A 19,349-nucleotide genomic window follows, 5' to 3' on the forward strand; every position below is an offset into this window, starting at 1 on the left:
GGGCGCCCCTGCGCCGGGCGTGCCGCGGCGGGCCCGCAGGGGCCCAGGACGGAGGCACGCCGACTCCGGAACGCGACGCGGCGGACGGCGGGCCACCGGTTCGTCCGGTCGGGGCCCGCCGTCCGCCGTCCGTCGGCGTGGGCGTCGGCGTCAGTGAGTGGCGCCTGCGGTGGCCGCTGCCGCGCGGCCCTCCGTGTTCAGCGCCGCGCCGGTCCCCTCGGCGTCGCTCAGATCGCTGCGGTGCGACTCGCGGGTCAGGGCGATGGCCGCCGCGCTGACCAGGCAGACGACGGCGATGAACAGGCTCACGGTCGTCGAGTTCGAGCCGCCGCCCGCGCTGGACAGCAGGCTGCTGGCGATCAGCGGGGCCGTGCCGGCGCCCAGGGTCGTGGCGAGCTGGTAGCCGAGCGAGGCGCCGGTGTAGCGGGCGCGGGTGCCGAACATCTCGCTCACGAAAGCCGCCATCGGCCCGTACATGGACGCCTGCAGGATCGGGTTGCCCAGGATGTACGCCGCGAACAGCAGCGCCGCGGAGCCGCTGTTGACCAGCCAGAACAGCGGGAAGGCGGCCACGGCGGCGACGAGCGCGCCACTGATCATGACGGGCTTGCGGCCCACGCGGTCCGACAGGGCCGCGAACGCGGGGATCGTGAAGATGTGCAGCGCCGACGACACGGTCTGCGCGAGCAGGACGGTGGAGCGCTCGTAGCCGAGCCCGGTCGCGTACGTGAGCATGAACGTGGCCAGCAGGGACTGCAGGACCAGGGCGCCGCAGCCGCCGAGGCAGGACAGCACGATGTTCTTGCGGTACTGGCGCAACACCGTGAGCAGCGGGGCCTCCTGCTTGACCGCCGACTCCTGGGCGCGGCGCTGGGCCTCGGTGAACAGGGGGCTCTCGGTGACCCTCAGCCGGATGAAGAGGCCGATCGCCAGCAGCACCACGCTGAGCAGGAACGGCACCCGCCAGCCCCAGGACAGGAACTGGTGCTCGGGCAGGGCGGAGAAGGCGGCGAACACGGCGGTGGCGATCACGGCGCCCGCCGGGCCGCCCATGTTCGCGAAGCTGGCCGCGAGGCCGCGCCGCTCCGTCGAGGCGTGCTCCATGGCCATCAGGGCCGCGCCTCCCCACTCGCCGCCGACCGCGATGCCCTGCACCAGACGCGCCGTGATCAGCAGGACCGGTGCCCAGATCCCGATCTGGTCGTACGTGGGCAGCAGACCGATGGCGAAGCTGGCCAGGGCCATCAGCGTCATGGTCAGCACCAGCATCGACTTGCGGCCGACCCGGTCGCCGAAGTGGCCGAAGACGATGCCGCCGAGCGGGCGGGCCACATAGCCGGCGGCGAGGGTGCCGAACGCGGCGATGGTGCCGGTGAGCGGGTTGAGGCTGGTGAAGAACAGCTCGTTGAAGACGAGCGAGGCGGCGGCTCCGTAGAGCAGGAAGTCGTAGAACTCGATGGCGCTGCCGACAAAGCTGGACAGGGCGATCCGTCGCGACTGGCGGCGACGGGCAGCGTCGTTGGTGGGCATCTGCGGCTCCGGATGGGATGGGGCACGTCGGTGCGTGCTGCCGGGGCCCCTCGCCCTGTGCATACTCCGCACCGTCGCGTGTAGATAGCGAACACAGTGCGGGGCTTGTCCGGCCGTGTCAAGAGTTGCCGGAATGATCGATCATCGAGGCGGCAGTGAGATCCGGTGCGCGGCGGTGCGCACGGTTGGTTCGCGGACTCCGTGCCTCCGGGCATGCCGAAGAGGCGGTGCGGACCTCGGGGGAAATGGTCCACACCGCCTCTCGGCGGGACGGTCGCTCGGTCAGGGCAGAGTCGAGCGGCCGCGGCCTCGGGCGCCCGGCACGGCTCAGCGGCGCCGGGCACGGTTCAGTGGCGCCGGGCACGGTTCAGCGGCGCCGGGGCACGGCTCAGCGGGTCAGTTGTCCTCGGCCAGGAAGTCGACGACCAGCTTGTTGAAGAACTCGGCCTGCTCCCACTGCGGCCAGTGCCCGGCGTTCTCGACCAGCGCGAAGCGGCCCTGCGGCATCTTCTCGGCCATGTCCAGGCCCGCCTTGGCCGGCCCCGACGGGTCGTCCGACGACCAGATCACCAGGGCCGGGCCCTTCACGGCGGCCAGCTCCTCGTCGCTGATCAGATTGCGGCGGCGGATCTCCGGGTCCTGCAGGCACAGGATGTGGCGGGCCGAGTCGGCGTATCCGGGGCGCGAGTAGTGCGCACGGCGGGTCGCGATCAGCTCCTCGGTGACCGTGGCCGGGTCGGCCATCAGCCACTCCAGACGGGCCTTCACGCGCTCGTACGACGGGTCGTCGGCGGCGGCCTGGCTCAGCGACTGGATCTTGTGCATCACCTCGGGGCGCGCCATGGTGCCGCCCGGGGTGTTCGGGATGATCTTCAGGGTGCGGTCCGGGTACTGGGCGGCGAACTTGATCGCGACCCAGCCGCCCAGGGACTCACCGCTGAGGTGCGCCTTCTCGATGCCGAGGGTGTCGAGGAGCCCGAGCAGGTGCTCGATGTAGTGCGAGAGCTCCAGGTCCTCGGCGGTGTGGGTGGTGCCCGCGTGGCCCGGGAAGTCGTACGCGATCACGCGGTAGCCGGCGTCCGTGAGCGCCTTCACGTTGTGCGCGTACGTCTCCAGGTGGCCGCCGGTGCCGTGCATCAGCACCAGTGCCTCGCCGTCGGCGGGGCCGGCGGTCAGCACGCGGGTGCTCCACTTGCCGACCTGGACCTGCTCCAGGGTGAACGACGTCTGGGAGAAGCCGAGCCAGACGGACGGGTAGATGGCGGACATGTGTGTCTCCTGCCGTAGCGGTTGGGCGGGTGGCGGGTGGCGGGTGTCAGGCGGTGGTGACGGCGGTGGTGACCGCGAAGCCCGCGATCCACGCCTCGATGGCCTCGTAGAAGCGGCTGGTGACCTGGTAGTCGCCGGCTGCCGCCAGTGCGGAGTAGGCGGCGATCCAGGTGCGCACCTCGTGCGCGGAGTTGCCCGCCTGCTCGGCGAACCAGTCCGTCGTCCAGCCGTCCACGCCGGGGCGGCGGGCGGGGTCGCCCAGGGTGTCCAGGACGAGGTTGTCCCACTCGGGGTTGAGCGGGTGCATGTCCGACTCGCCCTTGGCGAACGCCTCGGCCGCCGCGATGGTGCGGGCCTGGCGGGCGGCGCGTGCCTCGTCCGAGGGGTTGCGGTTGTTGATCAGCTTGCGGACCTTCTCCTCGGTGTCCGCCTGGGCCATGCGCGGCACCGGCGGGTCGTGGGAGAGACCGCCGGAGCCGATCATCAGCACGCGCTTGTCCATCGCCGCGGCGGCCCGGCCGACCGCCTCGCCGAGCTGCCGGATGCGCGACACGGGCGCGAAGGGCTCGGCGACGGAGTTGATGAACACCGGCACGACGGGCTTCTTGTCGATGCCGCCGAGCAGGATGTCCAGCGGCTGCGAGAAGCCGTGGTCGACGACCATGTCCTCGGACAGCGCGGTGTCGATCCCGGCCTCGAGCACGCCCCGGGTGATCGCGAGCGCCGCGTCGTGGTCGACCGACAGCGGGCCTTCGGGCGTCTTGAAGTCGCCGATGGCCTGGGCGCGGCCGCCGATGCAGAACGGCGGCATCATGTCGTAGAAGAAGCCGTTGTAGTGGTCCGGCGCGAAGATCACGACCAGCTCGGGGTCGAAGTCCCGGGCGAACGAGCGGGCGGAGGCCAGTGCGTCGTCCACCCGGCCGCGGACGTCAGCTTGCGGCTGCACGTACTCCATCAGCGGGGAGTGCGACAGGCAGCACAGGGCGAGGGGCATCGTTGCCTCCGGGGATCAGGTGCAGGGACTCGGCGATGCGGTGGGTGAGGGACGAGGCGTTCTGGGCGAGGCAGGCGCCGGCGACGAAGCGGTCGGGGCGGACCACGACGAACGACTCCGGGCGCTGGTCGAACCAGGACTTCAGGCGGCCGGTGGGGTCGCCGACGAGGGTCACGCCGTCGGGCTGCTCGCCGTAGTGCAGCCCCGAGTCGGGACGGACCTCGACGAAGCGGGCGCCCAGCTGCTGCCAGACGGCGCGGGCCTTGTCGTCGAGCAGCGCCAGGGGGTTGTTGTTCCAGGCGACGACCGTGAACCAGGGGCCGGTGACCTCGTCGAACAGCACGTCCGTCTGCTCGCGGGTGGAGACCCGCGGCTGGATGAACAGACGTCCGGCGCAGGGGGTGCCCGCGGCCTCCGCCTCGCGGTGGACGACGGCGCCCTGCTCGTAGAACGGCATCGGTTTGAACTTCATCTGCGCGACGTAGTCCTTGGCGGCGGGCACCACGCCCAGGCCGCGGAAGACCAGGTCACGGGCCGATGCGAGCACCCGGCTGGTCGGGGAGATGACCTTGCCGACCTTGTCGGACAGGTCGACCATCGCGGCCGCGTGCGGGCGGCGCTCGCTGTCGTAGGAGTCGAGGAGTCGCTCGCTCGCCGTGCCGCGCACGACGCACGCCAGCTTCCAGCCGAGGTTCACGGCGTCCCGGATGCCGCTGTTGAAGCCCTGCCCCTGCCATACGGGCATCAGGTGCGCGGCGTCGCCCGCCACCATGACGCGGCTCTTGCGGAAGGAGCCCGCGACGCGCGAGTGGTGGGTGTAGACGCGGCGGCGGATGAGGTCGGCGCGGGCCGGGTCCGGGATGAGCTGGCCGAGCAGCCTGTGCAGGTTTCCGTCGTCGTCGGCGAACGACTGGTCCTCGCCGGGCATCAGCATGAACTCGAAGCGGCGGATGCCGTGCGGCAGGCCGATGGAGACGTACGGGCGGGACGGGTCGCAGCCCATGTACGCGTTGGGGGTGCCAAGCGGGTCGTTGCGGATGTCCACGACCAGCCAGCTGGACGGCTCCGTCCTGCCCTCGAAGGTCAGGCCGAGGGACTTGCGGGTTGAGCTGCGGCCGCCGTCCGCGCCGACCAGGTAGCGGGCGGAGACGGTCACCGGAGCGCCGTCGGGGCCGATCAGGTCCACGGTGACGCCGTCCCGCGTCTCGGCGAAGGACGCCATCTGGTGGCCGAACACGACGTCGACGTGGTCGAAGCGGTCGGTGCCGCGGTGCAGCTCCGCGTCCACCAGCGGCTGGATGAAGGCGTTGCGCCGGGGCCAGCCGAACTCGTCCGTCTGCGGGTCGAGTTCCGCGAGCAGCGTGCCCTTGCCGTTCACGAACCGCATGATCTGGTGCGGCGTGGTGTGGTTGCGGATCTCGTCGACGAGGCCGATCTGCTGGAACGCGCGCAGGCTCTCGTCGTCCATGCCGACGCCGCGCGGGTAGTCGATGAGCTCGTTGTTGGCCTCGACGAGCAGGGTGCGGACGCCGTAGAGCCCCAGCAGGTTGGCCAGTGTCAGCCCGGTGGGGCCGGCGCCCACGATCACGACGTCTACGGGATCCAGGGCCGCTGGCGATGGGTTCTCAGGCATATCGCGGACTCTCCGTCGAGGTAACGAGGCTGACGCAGGTTGTTCATTTATCGCTCACAACCGTGCGATAGATGCATCGTCTGGCGCGATGTGGGGGACTGTCAACCCCTGACGGGGAACCGGGGACGTGGCGCTCATCGCGTTCTGGGTGGTGGGGGCGCCCTGCGGGCGCGTGCGCCACCTGCCGGTGGTGGCTCTGGGCACGCAAGCGGCTTCCGGCCGGTGTCTGGTTCGCCATCCGCCGGTGGCCGGGTCGGGGCCGCGCCGGGATGTACGCCCTCGGTCTGGTGCCGAGCCGTCATCGTCAGGGGAGCCCGAAAATTCGCGCCAGCCGCTGCGGGCGCACATCCCGCCACGGCCCCTTGGGCGCGTAGGCGACTACCGGCCGGTCGACGCTGGGGCAGGCCCCTCAGATGAGGGGGGTCAGCCCGCGGTGGCGAGCGCCGCGATCTCGTCGGCCACTGCCCGCATCACCGGCACCGCATCTTGAGCGACGTCCTCCCGGGACGTGATCAGGTTGACGCACATGTGCAGCGCCGGATCAGCGGTACGCAGCGGCACTGCCACCCCGTACGCCCCCGGCTCGATCTGCCCGAACGTCCGCGCGTACCCCGCCGAACGCACCGCGGCGACCTCATCCGGCTCGCCGGGCGACGGCGACCGCATCGCCGCCAGCGCGAGCCCGGCCGCGCCGACCCCGATCGGGTGGCGGCTGCCGACCCGGTACGAGATGTGGTAGTCCACCGACCGCGGCTCCACCACCGCCACGGCCACCGCCTCGTCCCCCTCGGCCGAGATCAGGGCGACGGTCGCCCCCAGATCGTCGGCGGCGCGCCGCAGCACCGGCAACGCCGCCTCGCGCACCCCGGCCGCATAGCCGCGGGCAAGGGTCACCGTCCCGGAGCCGGCCCGGTAGCGGCCGTCCGGGCCGCGGACGGCGAGGTGGAAGTCGGAGAGCGTGGCCAGGATCCGGTACGCGATGGTCCGGTGCACCCCGAGCCGCTCGGCCACCTCCTGGATGGCGAGGCCCTGGGGATGAGCGGCGATGAGCTCCAGCGCCGACAGCCCGCGCGCGAGGGTCTGGGATCCGGTGACCCTGGAACCCGTCGCGGCGCCGTTCTGCTGTGTGGCCTTCTCGCTCATCTGTGCATCCTAAGCGGGCCGGGGCCGTGTCAGCGGCCCTCAGGACCGTGCCCGCGGTGTAGGAGGCGTCGTCGTGTGCGAGGAGCAGTCACCTCTCACACGCTGAGCGCCGCCCGTACCGTCTGCTCGGCCTCCGCCCCGCCCTCGCCCGAGGACGTCACGCGGCCCGCCTCCAGAACGTAGTACCGCTGGGCGGCGCGCATGGCGAAGCCGACGTGCTGCTCGACGAGGAGGACGGAGAGGCCGCCGCGCCGGGTGAGGGCGAGGATCGTCTCCTCGATCTCGGCGACGACGGAGGGCTGGATGCCCTCGGTCGGCTCGTCGAGCAGGAGCAGCTTCGGGCGGGTGATCAGGGCGCGGGCGATGGCGAGTTGCTGGCGCTGGCCGCCGGAGAGCAGTCCGGCGCGGCGGCCGGACAGGTCCCGGAGGGCGGGGAAGAGGTCGAGGGCTTCCTCGATCGCCTCTTTGCCGTCCGGCCGTCCGTCCGCCACGAGTTGGAGGTTCTCGGCTGTGGTCAGGTGCGGGAATGCCTGCTGGCCCTGCGGTACGTATGCCATGCCGCGGGCCACCCGCTGGTGCGGGGCGAGGCGGGTGATGTCCTCGCCGTCGAGGCGCACGGTGCCTTTGCCGGGCTTGAGCAGTCCCATGGCGGCGCGCAGCAGGGTGCTCTTTCCGGCGCCGTTGTGGCCGAGCACGGCGGCCACGCCGTCCTTCGGGACGGCGACGGTGACGCCGTGCAGGACCGGGCTGCGGTCGTAGCCGACCCGGATGTCGTCGATCTCGAGCATCACGCCTCCTGCGCCGAGGCCGTCGGGGTGGGGGTGGGCTTCTCGCCCTGCGGGTCGGCCGGTGCCGGGGCAGTGGACTCCTCGTCGCGGGCGCGCCCGAGGTACACCTCCTGCACCTTCGGGTCCGCCTGGACCTGCGCCACCGTGCCCTCGCTGAGCACCTTGCCCGCGTGCAGCACCGTGACGCTGCGGGCGAAGGCGCGCATGAAGTCCATGTCGTGCTCGATGACGACGACAGTACGGTCCCCGCTCACCCGCCGCAGCAGCTCCCCGGTCGCCTCGCGCTCCTCGTGGCTCATGCCCGCGACCGGCTCGTCGAGCAGCAGCAGCCGTACGTCCTGGACCAGCAGCATGCCGATCTCCAGCCACTGCTTCTGGCCGTGCGCCAGCACGCCCGCGGGCCGGTCGCGCAGCTCGGTCAGGCCGGTCGTCTCCAGGGCCTTCGCCACCGCGTCCGGTACGCCCTTGCGGCGCCGCAGCATGGTCAGCGGTCCGCGTCCGGCCCCGGCGGCGATGTCGAGGTTCTGCAGGACGGTCAGCTCCTCGAACACCGTGGCCGTCTGGAACGTACGGCCGATGCCCAGCCGCGCGATCTTGTGCACGGGCTTGCCGATGAGCTCCGTCCCGCCGCCGTCCGAGCCGAAGCGCACCGAGCCGGTGGCCTTCACCAGGCCGGTGACCGCGTCGACCAGCGTGGTCTTTCCCGCCCCGTTCGGGCCGATGAGGAACCGCAGGTCGCCCGGTCGTACGTCGAGATCGACGCCGTCGACCGCCGTGTAGCCGTCGAACGACACCCGCAGACCGCGGATGGTCAGCCCCTCGCCGCTCATGCTGCCTCTCCCGAACGAGTACGAGTACGGTTGCGCCGGATGACCGCCCCGAGCGACGCGAGTCCGCCGGGCAGGAAGCCGACCGCCACGACGAACAGCAGCCCCTGCAGATACGTCCACGCGGCGGGGAAGGCGTCGGAGAGCGTGCTCTGCGCCCAGGCCACCGCGATCGCGCCGAGCACCGCGCCCACCAGGGACGCCCGTCCACCGACTGCCGCGCCGATGACGAAGCCGATGGACGGCACGACGCCGATCAGCGCGGGCGAGATGATCCCGACCGCCGGTACGAAGAGGGCCCCGGCGAGGCCCGCCATACCCGCCGCCACGACGTACGCGACGAGCTTGACGTTGGCCGGGTCGTAGCCGAGGAAGCGGACTCTTTCCTCGGAGTCCCTGACGGCGATGAGGAGTTCGCCGTAGCGGCTGACGAACAGCTGCCGGGCGGCGGCCATGAGCAGGAGCAGGCTGACGGCGATGATGAAGTAGACCGTCCGCTGGTTGGCGGGGTCGTCCAGGTCGTATCCGAAGAAGCCCTGGAAGTCGGTGAGCCCGTTGGTGCCGCCGGTCGTGGCCTGCTGGCCGACCAGCCAGATCGCGAGGGCCGCGGCGAGCGCCTGGCTGAGGATCGCGAAGTACGCCCCGCGCACCCGGCGGCGGAAGACGAAGAAGCCGAGCAGAGCGGCGACGGCCATGGGCAGCAGCACGGTCGCGGCGAGCGCGAACACCGGGTTGGCGAAGGGCTTCCACCACCAGGGCAGGTCCCCTCCGGTGCCGTACAGCTGCATGAAGTCCGGGAGCGCGCCCGGCACTCCGGTGTCGGCGGCGTCGGCGAGCTTGAGGTGCATCGCCATGGCGTAGCCGCCCAGGCCGAAGAAGACGCCTTGGCCGAGTACGAGCAGCCCGCCCCGCCCCCAGGCGAGGCTGACGCCGACGGCCACCATCGCCCAGCACAGGTACTTGGCGAGCAGCGCCAGCCGGAAGTCGGAGAGCGCGAGGGGTGCGATGCCGACCAGCAGGACGGCGCCGAGCGCGAAGCCGCCGGGCACGCGGAACCGGTTGAGCGGCGAGACGCGCTCCGAAGCGGTCTCGGGCGCCGGTGTCGTGGGTGCGGATGTCGTCGTCATGCCAGGCTCCGGGTGCGCAGTGTGTACAGGCCCTGGGGACGCCACTGGAGGAAGGCGACGATCGCCACCAGCACGATCACCTTGGCGACGCTGACCGTCGTCGAGTACTCGAGGACCGCCTGCAGGACGCCGAGGACGAAGGCCGTGATCACGCTGCCCTTCAGCTGCCCGATGCCGCCGACGACCACCACGAGGAAGGCGTCGACGATGTAGTTGGTGCCGGTCGTCGGGCCGATCGGGCCGACCAGGGTGATCGCGACGCCCGCCACGCCCGCGAGTCCCGAGCCGATGAAGAAGGTCATCCGGTCGACCCTGCCGGTGGCGATGCCGGACACCTCGGCGAGGTCCCGGTTCTGCACGACGGCCCTGATCCGCCGGCCGAGCGGGGTGAACCGCAGTACGAGCGTGAGGGCGAGCACGGACAGAAGAGCGAGCCCGAGGATGAACAGGCGGCTGTTGGCGAGACTGATGCCGTTCGCCACCGCGATGTTGCCGGTGAGGATGTCAGGGGCGCGCGTCTGTACGTTCGGGGCGCCGAAGATGTCCCGGGCGAGCTGCTGGAGCATCAGTGAGACGCCCCAGGTGACCAGGAGCGTGTCCAGCGGCCGGGTGTAGAGGCGCCGGATGAGCAGCCACTCGAGCAGCGCCCCCATCGTGCCGGCGACGAGGAAGGCCACGGGCAGCGCGACGAGCAGCGAGACTCCGGCGCTGCTGATGGACTCCTGCAGGACGTACGTGGTGTAGGCGCCGGCCATGATGAACTCGCCGTGCGCCATGTTGATCACGCCCATCTGCCCGAAGGTGAGGGTCAGACCGAGCGCGATGAGCAGCAGGACGGCACCGATGCTGATGCCGGTGAAGGACTGGTTGAGGATGACCGTCATGGAGCGGCTCCGGGTCGGGTCGGGACGGGGTGCGGGCGCGGGGCGGGACCCGGCCTTGCGTGAAGGCCGGGTCCGCATGACAGGGACCGGAGTCGGACTCAGGAGAGGCCGGACGCCCAGTCGTAGCCCTTCAGATACGGGTCCGGCTTGATCGGCTTGCCCGAGTTCCACACCTCGGTGATCAGCCCGTCCGAGCCGATCTTGCCGATCCGGGCCGTCTTGTAGACGTGCTGCGTGGCGCCGTCGACCGCGACCTTGCCCTCAGGGGCGTCGAAGGTGATCCCGTCGGCCGCCGCCTTCACCTTGGCGACGTCGAACGAACCCGCCTTCTCGACCATCGCCTTCCACAGGTAGACCGAGATGTAGGCGGCCTCCATGGGGTCGCTGGTCGGCTTCGTGGCCCCGTAAGCGGCCTGGTACGCCTTGACGAACTTCTCGTTCGCCGCGCCGGGCGTGGTCTCGTAGTAGTTCCACGCGGTCAACTGGCCTTCCAGGTACTGCGTGCCGATGGACTTGACCTCCTCCTCGGCGATGGAGACCGACAGCACCGGCATGCTCTTCGCGGTGAGGCCAGCGGACTTGTACTCCTTGAAGAAGGCCACGTTGCTGTCGCCGTTGAGGGTGTTGAACACGGCGTCCGCACCGGAGCCCTTGACCTCGTTGACGATCGTGCTGAACTCCGTGGAGCCCAGGGGCGCGTAGTCCTCGCCGACCACCGTCATGCCGTTGGCCTTCGCGTACGCCTTGATGATCTTGTTGGCGGTGCGCGGGAAGACGTAGTCGCTGCCGACCAGGTAGAGCCGCGTCAGGCCCTGCTTCTTGAGGTAGTCGAGGGCCGGGACGATCTGCTGGTTGGTCGTCGCACCGATGTAGAAGATGTACGGCGACTGCTCCAGGCCCTCGTACTGCACGGGGTAGAACAGCAGCGACTTGTACTTCTCGAAGACCGGCTTGACGGCCTTGCGGCTGGCCGAGGTCCAGCAGCCGAAGGTGGCCGCGACCTTGTCCTCCTTGATCAGGCTCTCCGCCTTCTCTGCGAAGGTCGGCCAGTCGGATGCGCCGTCCTGACTGATGGCCTTGAGCTTCTTGCCGAGCACGCCGCCGGCCGCGTTGATCTCCTTGACGGCGAGCAGCAGCGCGTTGTGCACCGTTACCTCGCTGATGGCCATGGTGCCCGAAAGCGAGTTCAACAGGCCGATCTTCACCGTGCTGCCGGAGGTGTCCGCCGTGGCCCCGGCCGCGTCGGAGGACGTGCCGCTGCCGGTCTTCGCGCCGCAGGCGCTGAGGGCGGCGGACGCGCCGACGGCCGAAGCGGCCGTGAGCAGACCGCGTCTGCTGAAGCTGAGCCCGGACATGGAATACCTCCTTGCCCAAGAAGGGCGGTGTGGAAAGCGAGGACGAATCGAGAAGACGGAGAAAGAGGGACAAGAGGAGCGGGAGGGGACTGCAGGGAATAAGGCACAAAGCGCTTCAGAGGCGGCGGCGTTGGCGCGCGAATTCCCGGCCGTCCGGTGGTGGTGTCCGGGCTGGATCCGCTGAAGTGCGGTCCACAGCCTGGGGGGACGGTGTTTCGACGGCGTTTCCGCGCACTTAAAGCAAGGTTTCACCTGAGGTGAAAACCGAGGTGGGAAAAGAAAAGCCGTCACCGGAGATGCGCGGTTGTCCGGCATCTCGGTAACGGCTTGGGTAACGCCAATTAATGCTTCCTGTGGGAAGTATTGGGTTTCGGTTCAGGGCTGTCAAGAGTGGGAATGTCAGCGGTAGGCTGAGGCGCGTTCCCGCGGACTGGCGGGCCGAGGACCCGAGTTGAGGAGTGCCGATGGCCGGCCGGCCCCACGAACTGCTCCGACTGCTGACCCGGGCCGAACGCCTCTCGGTACGCCGAGTGCAGTCCGTGCTGGACGAGTTCGACTGCTCCGTCGAGGCCTGGCGGGTGCTGGACCTGCTGTCCGACGGGCGGGGCCACAACATGTCGGCCATCGCCGACGGAGTCTTCCTGCCGATGTCCAGCCTCACCAAGATCGTCGACCAACTCGTCGACCAGAACCTGGTCTACCGCCGGATCGACCCCGCCGACCGCCGCCGCGTACTGGCCCAGCTCACCCCGCGCGGACTGCAGCGCCGGCAGCAGATGGACCGTCGGATGCGGGCGGACTTGGGAGATGTGGATCCCATGTTCACGGAGGACGACGGCGAACAGCTGCGCACCCTCCTGGCGCGGCTCGCGGACGCGCTCGACGACGCGGGTGCTGCGCTCACAACACCTCGTGCGGAGCGTCCAGTTGAGCGAGGACGTTGAAGTCCAGGCCGTCCGCCTCCGCCAGATAGATCCGCTGGCGCACATGCCGGTCACGCAGGCGCAGCAGCCCGCGCGGGCCCTCGTACGAGACCGTGTCCGCGGCCGCCCCGATCGCGGAGACGTCCAGGGTCCGGGCCTGTTCGACGAGCGCGGCCAGCAGCAGGACGCCCTCGTAGCAGGACTCGCCGAGGCTCCCCGGGGCCGGGGCCTCGATGCCGAAGCGGCCGGCGTACTGCCCGTGGAAGTCCATGGTGTCCTGGTTCGCCAGTGACGCGAAGAAGCCCGCCGTGCTGAACAGATCGGCGGTGGCCTCCGGGCCGCTGGCCATCAGCATGTTCTCGTCCATCAGCGTGCTCAGCCGCAGACACCGCTGGTCGAGGCCGGAGGCGGCGAAGGCCCGGTTGAAGCGGACCGCGTCGCTGCCGACAAGCAGCATCAGCACGGCGTCCGCCTCGGCCCGCTCGATCCGCCGCAGCACGGCACCGAAGTCCTCGGTTCCCAGGGGGAGATACGCCTCGCCGCAGACCGCACCGCCATGGCTGTGGCGCGCATACCGGTGTGCGGCCAGGGCCGTATGCCGCGGCCACACATAGTTGTTGCCGACGACGAACCAGCGCCGGACGCCCCGGGCCTCGGCCATCAGCCGCATGGCGGGCAGCAGCTGCCAGGCCGGTGTCTCACTGGTCATGAAGACGCCCTCGGTGCGCTCCCCGCCCTCGTACAGGGCCGTGTAGACGTACGGCACCCGGTGCGCGACCCGCGGCGCCACCGCCTGCCGGACCGAGGAGATGTGCCAGCCGGTGACGCCCTGCACCGCGCCCGTCGCCACCAGGGCCTCCACGTCCCGCGCGACCCGCCGCGGCTCCGCGCCGCCGTCCACCTCGAGCAGCCGCAGCTCCCTGCCGAGGACCCCGCCCGCCTTGTTGACCTCCTCGGCGGCGAGCCGCGCGCACGAGACGCAGGTGGGGCCGAAGATCCCCGCGGGCCCCTGCATGGGGTACACAAGCGCGACATTCAGGGTCGAGTCGTCGCCCGTGAACCACTCGGGTGTCTCGAGGCGGGGCGGCGGCCGGTACATGGCCACATGATTGCCGGGCCGCCGCCACCGTCCAAGAGAAGGGCGGGATCGAGACCTGTTCGTAGGGGTCTCCCACGGGGTGCCCCATTTCGCAGGGGCGTCCTCAGTCCCCTCCGGGGGGCGTCGTCAGTGGACTCAGTCCCTGATCTCGATCTTTCCGTTGGCTTCGACGGCGGCTCCGGCCTTCGGGGTTCCCGTGCCGCCCCCGCGCTGGGTGATGCCCTGCAGCAGCTGCGCGAGGTCGACTCCCGTCGTGGAGTTGAGGAGTTCGAGGCCCTGCGCGACGTTGTCGGCGACCGCCCGGGGCAGCTGCCCCGCGCCGTCCGTGGAGATGACCGTCAGCTTGTCGACCGCGCTCAGCGGCTCGGACGCCTTCGCCACGACCTGGGGCAGCACCTCGACCAGCATCTGCAGCACGGCCGCGTCGCCGTACTGCGCGAACGCGTCGGCCTTCTTCTGCATCGCCTCGGCCTCCGCGGAACCCTTCGCGGCGGTCGCGGCGGCCTCGGCCTCGCCCTCGATGCGTACGGCATCGGCGAGCGCGGCGCGGTGCGCCTTCTCGCCCTCACCGGTCAGCCGGGCCCGCTGCGCGTCCGCCTCGGCCTCCTTCACCAGGGCGATACGCCGGGCCTCGGCCTCCTGCTCGGCCTGGTAGCGGGCGGCGTCGGCGGGCTTGCGGACCTTGGTGTCGAGTTCGCGGTCGGTCAGCGCGGCCTGCCGCGTGGCGACCTTCTCCTGCTCGGCCAGCACCTCCTGCTGCCGGGCCGCCTCCGCGAGCGGGCCCGCGGCGGCCGCTCGTGCCGCGGCCTCGTCCGTCTCGGCCTTGATCTCCGCCTGCTTGAGCGCGAACGTCCGCTGGGCGATCGCGATCTCCTCCTCGGCCTTGAGCCGGGCCTGCTCGGAGGCGCGGCGGGCGACGGCCTCGGCGATGTCGGCCTCCTGCTTGGCGCGGGCCGCCTCGGGCCGGCCGAGGTCCTCCAGGTACGAGCCCTCGGTGGTGATGTCCTGGATCTGGAAGGCGTCGAGGACCAGGCCCTGGCCGGAGAGGCTCGCCTCGGCCTCCTCCGCCACCTGCCCGGCGAACGCGGCGCGGTCACGGATGATGTCCTCGACCGACATGCGCCCGACGATGGAGCGCAGCGCGCCCGAGAGCACCTCCTGCGTGAAGCCGACGATGCCGTCCTGCTGCATCAGGAACCGCTGCGCTGCGGCGCGGATCGAGTCCTCGGTGCCGCCGACCTTGACGATCGCCACACCTTCCAGGTGGGCCTTGACGCCGCGCAGCGTGACCGCGCCGCGCACCGCGACGGGGATGTGCCGCGACGACAGGTCGAGGGTGAACTTCTGCTGGACGAACGGCACGACGAAGACGCCGCCGCCGACCACGACCTTCTGGCCGCTGTTGTCGGTGAAGATCCGGCCGGTCTCCGGGTCGGTGGACTTCTTGCCGCGCCGCCCGGTGACGATGAACGCCTCGCTCGGCCCGGCCACCTTGTAGCGCGTGATCACGACGAGGCCCAGCAGGACGAGGAGCACGACGGCTCCGATGACGGCTATGACAACTGGACTCATTGAGCTCATGAGGTCCCCCCATGGACGTACGAAGTAAGTGAGAAGCCGGACGACGAACCCGGGAAGTGCAGTCCGTGATGGCCCGGGAAGTGGAATTCAGCGCTCGACGGGCCGTACCGCAACCGATGTCGGCGACAGCGCCGCCTCGACCCACACCTCGGCTCCCCGCGCCACGGGCACCGTATTCGCGCTGCGCGCGGCGAACTTCACCGGCTGACCGGCGAGTCGGAGCAGCACTTCGCCGAAGCCCTCCGCCGGAATCGCGGTGACCACGGTGCCGGCCGTGCCGACGAGGTCGTCCCCGCGGGGCGCGGCGGCGCTCCGGTCATGCATGAGGGCGCGACTGAGGCGGTACGCCAGCCAGCCGGCGCCCAACCCGGCGGGCACCCCGACCGCCGTCGCGCCCACGGCGCCCAGCCCCGTGGTGCCCAGCGTGATCGCACCCGCGAAGCCGAACATCGACACGAATCCGGCGATGACCGGGAGCGACAGCAGTCCGTCGAGGAGGCCGTCCACCGCTCCGCCGAAGAGCCCGTCGAGAACACCGTCGAAGACGAGCGACAGGACGAGCACCACGATCCCCGCAATGCCGAGACCGAGAAACCAAGCCATGCGCGCCCCCCACGTTCCCTGCCGTCATCCCCCTGCTGGTCCGCATGGTGACACGAAAGCGCCGGGCATCACACTGCCCGGTTGATCAACTCGAGGTTGCCCAGTCGAAGTGCCTGTAGCAAAAGGACAGTTAGAGCTACAAAGCCGAATCCATATGGTCGAAATGGAGGAACTAGGCGGTTTCCCGGGCACTGGACGTGGGGAGCGTCCGAGCGCAGCCACGCGCTCTTGAACCCGTCGACGAACCCGCACTTGCACCGCCCCGCACCCGGACCCGCAAGGAGACCGCGTGACCGAACGCACCCCGTCCGCGCCCGACCTCTCGCCCAAGGACCCCAACTGGTGGCGGCAGGCCGTCATCTACCAGATCTATCCGCGCAGCTTCGCCGACGCCGACGGTGACGGCCTCGGCGACATCCGGGGCATCACCCAGCGGCTGACGCATCTGAGCACCCTCGGCGTCGACGCCCTGTGGCTCAGCCCCTTCTACCCCTCCGAACTGGCCGACGGCGGCTACGACGTCGCCGACCCCCGCGACGTCGACCCGCGCCTCGGCACGCTCGACGACTTCGACACGATGGTCGCCGAGGCCCACCGCCTGGGCCTGAAGGTGCTGGTCGACATCGTCCCGAACCACACGTCCGACCAGCACGTCTGGTTCCGGGAGGCCCTGCGTGCCGGGCCCGGCTCGGCCGCCCGCGACCGGTACGTCTTCCGCGACGGCCGCGGTGCGCAGGGCGAACTCCCGCCGTCCGACTGGCAGTCCGTCTTCGGCGGCAGCGCGTGGCGGCGAGTGCCGGACGGGCAGTGGTACCTGCACGTGTTCGCCCCCGAGCAGCCCGACCTCAACTGGGAGAACGAGGAGGTCCGCGCCGACTTCCGCACCACGCTCCGCTTCTGGTCCGACCGCGGCGTCGACGGCTTCCGCATCGACGTCGCGCACGGCCTGGCCAAGGACCTCACCGAGCCGCTGCGGGACCTCGGCGAGCACCTGCAGGGCGAGGAAGCCCTGGTCACCATGGCGGACGGCACGCATCCGTTCTACGACCGGGACGAGGTCCACGAGATCTACCGCGACTGGCGCAAGGTCCTCGACGCCTACACGCCGCCGCGGATGGCGGTGGCCGAGGCCTGGGTGCCCAACCATCGGCGGGTTCTTTACGCCCGCCCGGACGAGCTCGGGCAGGCGTTCAACTTCGAGTACCTGAAGACGGGCTGGTCGGTCGGCGAACTGCGCGAGGTCATCACCGTCTCGCTGGACACGGCACGCGCCGCGGGTGCCTCCGCCACCTGGGTGCTGTCCAACCACGACGTGGTCCGCCACGCCTCGCGGCTCGTACTCCCCGAGGGCACCGACCCCGACGCCTGGCTGCTGTCCGGCGGCCGCGCCCCCGCGATCGACGACGCCCGGGGGCTGCGCCGGGCCCGCGCGGCGACGCTGCTCATGCTGGCCCTGCCCGGCTCCTCGTACGTCTACCAGGGCGAGGAACTGGGCCTGCCGGAGGTCGCGGACCTGCCCACCGAGGTCCTCCAGGACCCCATCTGGGAGCAGACCGGCCATGTGCGCAAGGGCCGCGACGGCTGCCGCGTCCCGCTCCCGTGGACCCGCACCGGCCCGTCGTACGGCTTCGGCCCCGGTGCCGCCTGGCTGCCGCAGCCGGAGAGCTTCGCCGCGTACTCCGTCCAGGCCCAGGACGAGGCCGGGGGCTCCACGCTGGAGCTCTACCGTGCGGCCCTGCGGCTGCGCCGCAAGCTGCTCGGCGACGAGTCGCTGACCTGGGCGGAGAGCGCCCCCGGCGTGCTGCACTTCGTCCGCTCCGGCGGCTGGAGCTGCGTCACGAACCTGTCCGGCGAGCCGGTCGCCCTGCCCCCGGGCGAACTGCTCCTGACCAGCGCACCGCTCGAGAACGGGCACCTCGGCCCGGACACCACGGCCTGGCTCGGCACGAGGTTCGGGAGCGAGTGATCACAACCGGCGACCCTCAGGTCGATGACCCGAGGGTCGCCGGTTGGTGGTGCTACTTGCTGTAGCCCGTCACCTTGCCGATCCACGTGATGAAGTCGCCCGCGTCCTCGTTGGCTCCGTGCCCGGCGTCCCAGTACATCGCGGCGTTGACGTCGTCGCCCAGGTTCTCCAGGCTCGCGGCGAGGTTCCCGACGACCGTCAGCGATGTGTCGCTGTCCTTGGTGCCGACCCGGATCCACCAGTGCTTCGCCCGGCTGGGGTTGTGCTGCTTGAGGAAGTACATGGGGTTCATCAGGTGGAGCGTCCTGGGCAGGTCGCTGTCCAGCCGCGCGCTGCTGCTGCCCTCGTGACGCAGGGAGTACAGCGTGAAGTGGCGGGCCTGGGTGGTGCCCGTGCCGAACAGGTTGTTCTCGCCCGTGGAGAGGTCGAAGGCGTCGAACGCCGGCGTGTCCTTCTTCCGCGCCCCCACGTGCGTGAGGAAGTCGGCCCACGTGAACGTCGCCTTGCCGCCGGACCACGTGATGAACGTGTTGCTCGCCAGGTACGTCGAACGCTCCGAGTCCGACAGGGCGTTGAGGTACTTGGTTGCCGCCGGCTCGAGGTAGGTCTTCACGAGGTACTCGTCGAGGTTGCGCACCGTGAGGGTGCCGAAGCCCCTCGCTCGCAGCTTGAGGGACGCCTGGTACTCGGCGAACGCGGTGCTCAGCTCCTTGGAGACCGTCTGGTCGACGAGCTCGCCTGAACTCAGCTTGTTCGCGCCCCAGTTCCACTCGTACGCCATGTCGGCGTGCTCGAGGTCGGTGATGGGGCACCAGTCGCCGCTGGCGTAGATGGCGTCGCTCGCGTCAGCCGCACCGAGCTCCTTGAGGTACGAGTCGTACAGGAGGCTGTCGCCGGACGCGCCGAGCAGGGCGGACAGGGCGCCGCCCGCGCTGGTCCCGGAGGAGACGATCCGGTCGGTGTTCCCCGGAATGCGGCCCTTGTTGTGGCGGACGTACCGCACGGCGGCCTTGAGGTCCACGATGGCGGCCGGCGCCGTGCCGTAGTACACGCCGTCCGAGTCGACGAGGGTCCGGCCGCGCGCACCCGGCTCCACCACGACGTATCCCGCGGCGAGCGCCAGCTTCGCGTTGCTGACCATCTCGCCCTGGTTGTTCACCTGTGCGTTGCCGCCGGACTGCACCTCTCCGGTGCTGCTGGACGCCGAGGCGCTGGGCGCGCCGCCGCCGGTGGGCATGCCGGTCATGCCGGCACCGCCGACCCCGGTGGCGTCCGCCACGGACGACGGCATGTAGCCGCCCACCGAGTTGGCGAAGAGGACGGGGGCGTCGGTGGCGTCCACGGTCTTGCCGTCGATCTCGACGGGCACGCTGACGTTGAGGCTCTGGTACTTCTCGTCCACGGGGTTCGCGACATAGGTGATCGCCTTGTAGAAGTGGTACTTCACCTCCTTGTCGCCGTCGTCCGTGGAGATGGTCGTCGTCAGGACCGTGTAGTCGTCCTTGTCGAAGACGAGAGAATCCGAGGACGTCGAGCTGGTTTTGCCCGACTCCTCCGAGCCGAAGGCGACGCTGACCCCAACTGTCGGCACCGCGGCGGCCGCGGCAAGCCCCATGACCATGGTCCT

General features: G+C 70.7%; 16 protein-coding genes. 2 read left to right on the forward strand and 14 right to left on the reverse strand.

The features are described from left to right. Window positions 1-150: 150 nt before the first annotated feature. The 10 genes from ABT009_RS10290 to urtA all read right to left on the reverse strand — a co-directional run bounded on the left by ABT009_RS10290 (window position 151) and on the right by urtA (window position 11,550). Window positions 151-1,530, reverse strand: coding sequence for an MFS transporter (locus ABT009_RS10290; protein WP_351291644.1), 1,380 nt, complete (start codon window positions 1,528-1,530; stop codon window positions 151-153). Between the two features lie 396 nt (window positions 1,531-1,926). Continuing rightward, window positions 1,927-2,799, reverse strand: coding sequence for an alpha/beta fold hydrolase (locus tag ABT009_RS10295; RefSeq protein ID WP_351291646.1), 873 nt, complete (start codon window positions 2,797-2,799; stop codon window positions 1,927-1,929). A gap of 46 nt (window positions 2,800-2,845) precedes the next feature. Then, window positions 2,846-3,793 (reverse strand): 3-carboxyethylcatechol 2,3-dioxygenase, encoded by a 948-nt coding sequence (locus ABT009_RS10300; protein WP_351291648.1) that lies wholly within the window; start codon window positions 3,791-3,793, stop codon window positions 2,846-2,848. Further along, window positions 3,729-5,426 carry a bifunctional 3-(3-hydroxy-phenyl)propionate/3-hydroxycinnamic acid hydroxylase gene (locus ABT009_RS10305; RefSeq protein ID WP_351291650.1) on the reverse strand — a complete coding sequence of 566 codons (1,698 nt, stop codon included), beginning with the start codon at window positions 5,424-5,426 and terminating at the stop codon, window positions 3,729-3,731. The genes ABT009_RS10300 and ABT009_RS10305 overlap by 65 nt, the downstream gene beginning before the upstream one ends. A 423-nt stretch (window positions 5,427-5,849) precedes the next feature. Continuing rightward, on the reverse strand, window positions 5,850-6,569 hold the full coding sequence (locus ABT009_RS10310; protein ID WP_351291652.1) for an IclR family transcriptional regulator: 720 nt from the start codon (window positions 6,567-6,569) through the stop codon (window positions 5,850-5,852). 95 nt (window positions 6,570-6,664) lie between these two features. Beyond that, window positions 6,665-7,357: an urea ABC transporter ATP-binding subunit UrtE gene (urtE, locus tag ABT009_RS10315; protein WP_351291654.1), complete on the reverse strand. Its 693-nt coding sequence runs from the start codon at window positions 7,355-7,357 to the stop codon at window positions 6,665-6,667. Beyond that, window positions 7,357-8,187 carry an urea ABC transporter ATP-binding protein UrtD gene (gene urtD / locus ABT009_RS10320; RefSeq protein WP_351291656.1) on the reverse strand — a complete coding sequence of 277 codons (831 nt, stop codon included), beginning with the start codon at window positions 8,185-8,187 and terminating at the stop codon, window positions 7,357-7,359. Before urtD ends, urtE begins: the two co-directional genes overlap by 1 nt. Beyond that, window positions 8,184-9,311, reverse strand: a complete 1,128-nt coding sequence (gene urtC / locus ABT009_RS10325; protein WP_351291658.1) for an urea ABC transporter permease subunit UrtC — start codon at window positions 9,309-9,311, stop codon at window positions 8,184-8,186. The genes urtD and urtC overlap by 4 nt, the downstream gene beginning before the upstream one ends. Then, window positions 9,308-10,195 carry an urea ABC transporter permease subunit UrtB gene (urtB, locus tag ABT009_RS10330; protein ID WP_351291660.1) on the reverse strand — a complete coding sequence of 296 codons (888 nt, stop codon included), beginning with the start codon at window positions 10,193-10,195 and terminating at the stop codon, window positions 9,308-9,310. The genes urtC and urtB overlap by 4 nt, the downstream gene beginning before the upstream one ends. A 98-nt stretch (window positions 10,196-10,293) precedes the next feature. Beyond that, a complete protein-coding gene (gene urtA, locus ABT009_RS10335; RefSeq protein ID WP_351291662.1) occupies window positions 10,294-11,550 on the reverse strand; it encodes an urea ABC transporter substrate-binding protein in 1,257 nt (418 codons plus the stop codon). Between the two features lie 464 nt (window positions 11,551-12,014). Here urtA and ABT009_RS10340 point away from each other — a divergent pair, with 464 nt between their 5' ends. Then, window positions 12,015-12,494, forward strand: coding sequence for a MarR family winged helix-turn-helix transcriptional regulator (locus ABT009_RS10340; RefSeq protein WP_351291664.1), 480 nt, complete (start codon window positions 12,015-12,017; stop codon window positions 12,492-12,494). Here the strand turns inward: ABT009_RS10340 and ABT009_RS10345 are convergent. The 3 genes from ABT009_RS10345 to ABT009_RS10355 all read right to left on the reverse strand — a co-directional run bounded on the left by ABT009_RS10345 (window position 12,451) and on the right by ABT009_RS10355 (window position 15,756). Beyond that, window positions 12,451-13,572 (reverse strand): substrate-binding domain-containing protein, encoded by a 1,122-nt coding sequence (locus ABT009_RS10345; RefSeq protein ID WP_351291666.1) that lies wholly within the window; start codon window positions 13,570-13,572, stop codon window positions 12,451-12,453. The genes ABT009_RS10340 and ABT009_RS10345 overlap by 44 nt on opposite strands. A 135-nt stretch (window positions 13,573-13,707) precedes the next feature. Beyond that, on the reverse strand, window positions 13,708-15,144 hold the full coding sequence (locus ABT009_RS10350; protein ID WP_351291668.1) for a flotillin family protein: 1,437 nt from the start codon (window positions 15,142-15,144) through the stop codon (window positions 13,708-13,710). Between the two features lie 96 nt (window positions 15,145-15,240). Beyond that, on the reverse strand, window positions 15,241-15,756 hold the full coding sequence (locus ABT009_RS10355) for an NfeD C-terminal domain-containing protein (RefSeq protein WP_351291670.1): 516 nt from the start codon (window positions 15,754-15,756) through the stop codon (window positions 15,241-15,243). 289 nt (window positions 15,757-16,045) lie between these two features. Between ABT009_RS10355 and ABT009_RS10360 the strand changes: the two genes are divergently transcribed. Then, a complete protein-coding gene (locus tag ABT009_RS10360; RefSeq protein WP_351291672.1) occupies window positions 16,046-17,722 on the forward strand; it encodes a glycoside hydrolase family 13 protein in 1,677 nt (558 codons plus the stop codon). Between the two features lie 52 nt (window positions 17,723-17,774). Here the strand turns inward: ABT009_RS10360 and ABT009_RS10365 are convergent, their stop codons facing one another. Beyond that, a complete protein-coding gene (locus tag ABT009_RS10365) occupies window positions 17,775-19,337 on the reverse strand; it encodes a subtype B tannase (protein ID WP_502989851.1) in 1,563 nt (520 codons plus the stop codon). Window positions 19,338-19,349: the final 12 nt, after the last annotated feature.

The sequence above is a fragment of the Streptomyces sp. NPDC002896 genome, assembly GCF_040295225.1.
Taxonomy (GTDB): domain Bacteria; phylum Actinomycetota; class Actinomycetes; order Streptomycetales; family Streptomycetaceae; genus Streptomyces.